The sequence below is a fragment of the Burkholderia sp. genome, from assembly GCF_018375725.1.
Taxonomy (GTDB): domain Bacteria; phylum Pseudomonadota; class Gammaproteobacteria; order Burkholderiales; family Burkholderiaceae; genus Burkholderia.
Genome location: NZ_JAHACR010000277.1, coordinates 1 through 5,665, shown reverse-complemented (window position 1 = coordinate 5,665; position 5,665 = coordinate 1). Strand labels below are relative to the sequence as shown.

Here is a 5,665-nt window from a genome sequence, read left to right as displayed (position 1 = left end):
CGGAAGAACCGGAAGAACCGGAAGAACCCGAAGAACCCGAAGAACCCGAAGAACCCGAAGAACCCGAAGAACCCGAAGAACCCGAAGAACCCGAAGAACACGAAGAACCCGAAGAACCCGAAGAACCCGAAGAACCCGACGTGCTCGACTTCAGAACGGGGGGCGAGTTCGGGCCGTCAATCGATCCGCATCCATACAACATGAGCAATGACGAGATGGCGAGCGACAGCGTTGTTTTCGCGAAGTAATTCTGCATGTTGGCCTCGACGATCAGTGTTTGTTCCCGCCGAGACTGCAATTTCCGCGCCATCCGTAATTGCCCGATGCCCGACGCAGATTTCACGCGAAATCTGCGATGTTCGATGGAATTTGTTCAGATTTATTGCGTTTGCCCTTGGCGGCATGGGGCCACGTGTCGCGATGTTCCGGCCGGTATCCGTAACGCGGGGCCGGACGTTACGTAGCGTCGCCGTATTGGCAGTGCGCTGCCACGGCCGCTCGTCCGCGGCCTCGGAAGCGGCCGGCACCGCACCCCCCGTTTCGCCGTCTGACCGAGGGATGCATCTTTGACGAAAAGTCCGCGCACCCCGAACATGAGGTCGATACGCCGTCCGCGCCCGTGTCGCACGCGGGCACGGACGAACCGACGATCGACGGAATAGGGAACGGGACAGCCACATGAGCGAACAGGACAGGGAACAAGGCAAGGCGCGCCGCACCGAGGTGATGGGCGAGGCATTCGTCGAGCGGGCGATGCGCGATCTCGACGGTTTTTCGCGGCCGTTGCAGGACTGGCTGAACGAGCACGCATGGGGCAGCACGTGGCGGCGCGACGGCATCGACCTGAAGACGCGCAGCCTATGCACGTGCGCGATGCTGGCGGCGCTGGGGCGCAGCACCGAACTGAAGGGACACATACGCGGCGCGATCAACAACGGCGCCAGTCTCGTCGAGATTCGCGAGGTGCTGTTGCATAGCGCGCTGTACGCGGGCGCGCCGGCGGCGGTCGAGGCGTTCCGCAGCGCGCGCGACGTGATCGCGGAACTCGGCCTGACGCTGCCTGACGACGGGCGCTGAATCGGCGGACGAGCGGGGTGCGGGCAGGAGCCGCACCGGGGCGCGGCGGCGGCATCAAACGATGCCGCCCCGGCACTAACGTCAGTGCTCCGCTTTTTGCGCGACCGGATCCGCGTCAACGATCGCGGCTGCCACCTCGGCAATCCAGTCCGTCGTTGCATCCGGCATCGTCACCGGCAACATATGACCGCCTTCGACGACCTTCAGCCGCACGCGCGGCGATTTCTGCGCGAGGGCTTCGCCGTGATTGCGCCAGTTCAGGATGCGGTCGTCGCGTCCATACAGCACGTCGACCGGCATCGTGAGGCTCGCATAGCGCTGTTCCATCGCCGGCAGGTCTTCGGGAACCGAGATCAGATCGGTCGATGTCGCGTAGAAACTGCTCGGCCGCAGCCCGAGCAGGCCGCCGCCCTTGACCGGGAAATTCTTTGGCACGGCTTCCGGCGCGAACACGGCAACGACCGCCTTGCGACCGGTCAGGATCGTCAGCGGGATCGCGAGCGTCCACGACACGAAGCGGCGCACGAGCGGCGAAGGAAGCAGCAGCGCGCGGAATGGTCCCGGCGGCGTGCTTTCCGGATGCGTGAGCGGTGCAATCAGCGCGAGGCGGCTCACGCGTTCCGGGTGATTGAGCCCGACCGCGAGCGATATCGCGCCACCGAGCGAATGCCCGACAAGCACGGGTTGGCCGAGCTGCAGCACCTCGATGAAGCTGGCGATCGTGCGCGCCTGCGCGAAGATGTTCGCTTGCGAGTGCGCGCCGCGCGTCGAGAATCCGGCGCCCGGCCGGTCGACCAGGATCACGCGGTGCCGCCTGGCGAGCTGATGCAGATGCAGGTATGCGAAATTGCGCAGCTGTCCGGCGAGCCCGTGAACGAACACGATCGGCGGGCCGTCGCCGTATTCGACGTAATGGATGCGGTCGCCGCCGATCTCGACGAAGCGGCCTTCGGGCCTGAACGCGCGTGTCACGCGGTGCGCGATATACCAGGAGAACGCCACGAGTGCCGCGAACGTCGCGACGATGGCGATCAACACATGCTGGATCAGATGGCTCATGTCGGCCTCACCGGGTGTCGAGAGCAGTTTGCGGGATCGGGGCGGCCGTCGTGTCGGGCCGCGCGCGGCGTTCGAAGCGCATCGCCGAATCGGTCAGCGTGCCGAATTTCAGCGATGCGAGATCCAGCACGTAGTTCTGGTGGAATAGCCACGGCTTGTGCCGTCCCTGCTTCGGCAGCACACCGGCCGCCCGCTGGATATAGCCCGAGCTGAGGTTCACCGCCGGCACCGAGCCGAGGTCGCCGTCGCCGAGACGCGGCACGCAGGTGTCGTAGCCGTGTGCGCGCATGTGATTGAGCAGGCGGCAGACGTAGCGCGCAATCAGTTCGGCCTTCAGCGTCCATGACGCGTTCGTGTAGCCGAACGACGACGCGAGATTCGGCACGTCACTGTACATCATGCCCTTGTACGACACGGTGTCCGACAGATCGACCGTGCGTCCGTCGACCGTCATCTTCGCCCCGCCGAGCAGCTTGACGCGCAGTCCGGTCGCGGTGACGATCACGTCCGCATCGAGATGCTCGCCGCTCTTCAATTGCAGCCCGGTCGGCGTGAAGCGCGCGATCTCGTCGGTGACGATCGACGCGCGGCCTGCGCGGATCGCCTTGAACAAGTCGCCGTTCGGCACGAGACACAGGCGCTGGTCCCACGGCTTGTAGCGGGGCGTCAGGTGCTTCGCGACATCGAATTGCGGGCCGAGCTGCTTGCCCGCCGCACGGATGATGAATTTCTTCGTCGCGTCCGGCTTGCGGCGTGCGAGGTTGTAGAAATAGATCGTCAGCAGGACGTTCTTGATCCGGACGAGGCGGTGCGCGAGCTGCGACGGCAGCACGCGGCGCAGCGCGTTCGCGATCTTGTCGCGCGCGGGCAGCGACACGATGTAGGTCGGCGAGCGCTGCAGCATCGTCACGTGTTTCGCGTCCGCGGCCATCGACGGCACGAGCGTCACGGCGGTCGCGCCGCTGCCGATGACGACCACGCGCCGGTCCGCATACGCGAGATCCTTCGGCCAGTGTTGCGGATGCACGAGCGTGCCCGCGAACGTGTCCATGTCCGGCCAGTCCGGACGGTAGCCCGCATCGTAGTCGTAGTAGCCGCTGCACATGTAGAGGAAGCCGCAGGTCAGCACGATCCGCTCGACCGCATCGCCGTTCGTGCGTTCGACGCCTACGGTCCAGCGCGCGCGATGCGAATCCCAGTCCGCGGAAACGACCTTGTGGCCGAAACGGATCGTCTTGTCGATGCCGAACGTGCGCGCCGTGTCTTGAATGTAGTCGAGGATCGTCTGTCCGTCGGAGATCGCTTTCTCGCTGTGCCACGGACGGAAGCTGTAGCCGAGCGTGAACATGTCCGAGTCCGAACGGATGCCGGGGTAGCGGAACAGATCCCACGTGCCGCCGATCGCGTCGCGAGCCTCGAGGATCGCGACGCTCGCGTACGGACAGCGTTTTTTCAGGTGATAGGCCGCACCGATGCCGGACAGCCCGGCGCCGACGATCAGCACGTCGAGGTCGGTGCTGCGCGCGCCGTGCTCGGCCGCGGCGCTGTGCCCCATGCCCGAGCCCGCGCCGGTGATTGCGGCGGCCTTGCCGGGAAACTCCTTCATCCGTCGTCCCTCCCGTGTCTGCTGGCGATGCGCCGGCGGCGCGTCTATATTTGGTGTCGTTCGTCACCACTTTAGTTTTCGGGTGTCCTGATGTCAAATAACGGAATGGAGAAAGCACTCGAAACGGATAAGCGGGGCCGGTCGTACGGTGGCGTGGCGCCCGAGGTGCGTGCGGCGGGGCGGCGCGACGCCTTGATCCGCGCGGCGACGCGTGTCTTCGGTCAGATCGGGTTCAGGAAAGCGACCGTCCGGGCGATCTGTCAGGAGGCGAAGCTCAACGACCGCTATTTCTATGCGGCGTTCGACAGCACGGAGGACTTGCTGCGCTGCACGTACCTGCATCATGCGGAGGCATTGCGGATCGCGGTGGCGCAGGCGGTCGACGCGAGCGGCGGCGATCTGGAGGCGCGCGCGGACGCCGGGCTCGCCGCGTTCTTTGCCTGCTTGCGCGATCCGGACGCAGCGCGCGTGCTGTTGCTCGAAGTGATGGGGGTGAGCCCGGAGACCGACGCGACCTACCAGCGCGTGCTCGTCGAGTTCGGCAAGCTGATCATGGCGATCGGCGCGCCCGACGAGCCGGCGACGGCCGCGGAGCGCCTGGAGCAGCGGCTGATCGGGCTCGCGCTCGTCGGGGCGATGACCAACGTCGGCGCGGCCTGGCTGTTGACCGGATATCGCGATCCGGAAGCGCAGATGATCGCGAGTTGCCGGAAGGTGCTGCTCGGGACGTTGCGGTCGGTGGCGTGAGCGGGCGGCCGGAACGGCACGCCGGGTCGCGATGACGCGCGCGGGCGCGGCGCGTTCCGGCGCCTTTCACATCGTGGCGGTGTCCGTTTCCGGTTCGCGCTCGGCTGCGATCCAGTCGCCGAACAGGCGGATCTTCTGCTGCTGCGCGACGCAGTCCGGGTACACGAAGTAGTAGCCCATTCCCGTCGGAATCGATATGTCGAACGGCGTCACGAGCCGATTGGCTGTCACGTTCTCGTCGACCAGCGTGCGATCCCCGATCGCGACGCCATAACCGTCGATCGCGGCATGCGTTGCGAGGTCGAGCGTCTCGAAGCTCAGGCCGCGGGTCGCGTCGACCTGCGGTGCGCCGGCCTGTTCGAGCCACAGCTTCCAGTCGCGGTGATCGCGGGTCGGATGCAGCAGCGTGTGGCGCGCGAGGTCGTCGGGGCTTGCGAGTCGCTGGCGATCGAGCAGCCCCGGCGCGCATACGGGCGTGAGCCGCTCGTCGAACAACGGGATGGCGTGCATGTCGGGCCCGGCGGCCGGCGCGTAGATGACCGCCGCATCGAACGGCTCCATCCGGAAGTCGACGTGATGCTGCCACGTGGTCGTGATCTGCACCTGCAGGTCGGGATGCTCGGCCTGGAACCGCATGATCCGCGCCATCATCCAGTGCATCATGCAGGTCGGCACCTTAAGCGCGAGTTCGGTGCGCCGGCGCGACAGGCGCATCGAGACTTCCTCGATGCGCGCGAAGCTCTCGCGCACGGTCGGCAGCAGCAGCTCGCCTTCGACGGTCAGCGTCAGGCCCTTCGGCGTGCGTTTGAACAGCGGGAACCTGTAGAACGCCTCCAGGGCGAGGATCTGCCGGCTCACGGCGCCCTGCGTCAGGCACAGCTGCTCGGCGGCGCGCGTGAAGCTGCCGTGACGCGCGACGATGTCGAAGATCTGCAGCGCGTTGAGGGAGGGAAGTCGTCTCATCGTTGAGGTTCCGGCGTGAAGCGCGCGGCGTGCCGGCATGCGCGTCGCAGCCGGGCCACGCACCTCGCGATCGTCGTCAGTGCAGGATCTTCGCGAGGAAGTCCTTCGCGCGATCCAACTTCGGATTCGCGAAGAAATCGTCCTTGCGGTCGTCCTCGACGATCGCGCCCTTGTCCATGAAGATCACGCGATGGGCGACCTTTTTCGCGAAGC

At 66.1% G+C, this 5,665-nt stretch carries 5 protein-coding genes and 2 pseudogenes; 3 read left to right on the top strand and 4 right to left on the bottom strand.

The annotated features are described in order from the left end of the window. A pseudogene (locus KH616_RS20595) lies at positions 1 to 248 on the top strand (hypothetical protein); the annotation flags it as partial. A 430-nt stretch (positions 249 to 678) separates the two neighbouring features. Beyond that, positions 679 to 1,077, top strand: coding sequence for a carboxymuconolactone decarboxylase family protein (locus KH616_RS20590; RefSeq protein WP_292250346.1), 399 nt, complete (start codon positions 679 to 681; stop codon positions 1,075 to 1,077). An 81-nt stretch (positions 1,078 to 1,158) separates the two neighbouring features. Here the strand turns inward: KH616_RS20590 and KH616_RS20585 are convergent, their stop codons facing one another. Next, positions 1,159 to 2,136, bottom strand: a complete 978-nt coding sequence (locus tag KH616_RS20585) for an alpha/beta fold hydrolase (protein WP_292250344.1) — start codon at positions 2,134 to 2,136, stop codon at positions 1,159 to 1,161. A 7-nt stretch (positions 2,137 to 2,143) separates the two neighbouring features. Beyond that, positions 2,144 to 3,691: an NAD(P)/FAD-dependent oxidoreductase gene (locus tag KH616_RS20580; RefSeq protein WP_292250350.1), complete on the bottom strand. Its 1,548-nt coding sequence runs from the start codon at positions 3,689 to 3,691 to the stop codon at positions 2,144 to 2,146. 156 nt (positions 3,692 to 3,847) lie between these two features. Between KH616_RS20580 and KH616_RS20575 the strand changes: the two genes are divergently transcribed. Beyond that, positions 3,848 to 4,489 (top strand): TetR/AcrR family transcriptional regulator, encoded by a 642-nt coding sequence (locus KH616_RS20575; protein WP_292250348.1) that lies wholly within the window; start codon positions 3,848 to 3,850, stop codon positions 4,487 to 4,489. 66 nt (positions 4,490 to 4,555) lie between these two features. On the opposite strand, the gene KH616_RS20570 is transcribed toward KH616_RS20575, so the two are convergent. Together KH616_RS20570 and KH616_RS20565 are read right to left on the bottom strand one after the other, a co-directional pair. After that, positions 4,556 to 5,452: a LysR substrate-binding domain-containing protein gene (locus KH616_RS20570; RefSeq protein WP_292250343.1), complete on the bottom strand. Its 897-nt coding sequence runs from the start codon at positions 5,450 to 5,452 to the stop codon at positions 4,556 to 4,558. Positions 5,453 to 5,528: 76 nt separating this feature from the next. After that, positions 5,529 to 5,665 (bottom strand): annotated as a pseudogene (locus KH616_RS20565) (amino acid ABC transporter ATP-binding protein); the annotation flags it as partial.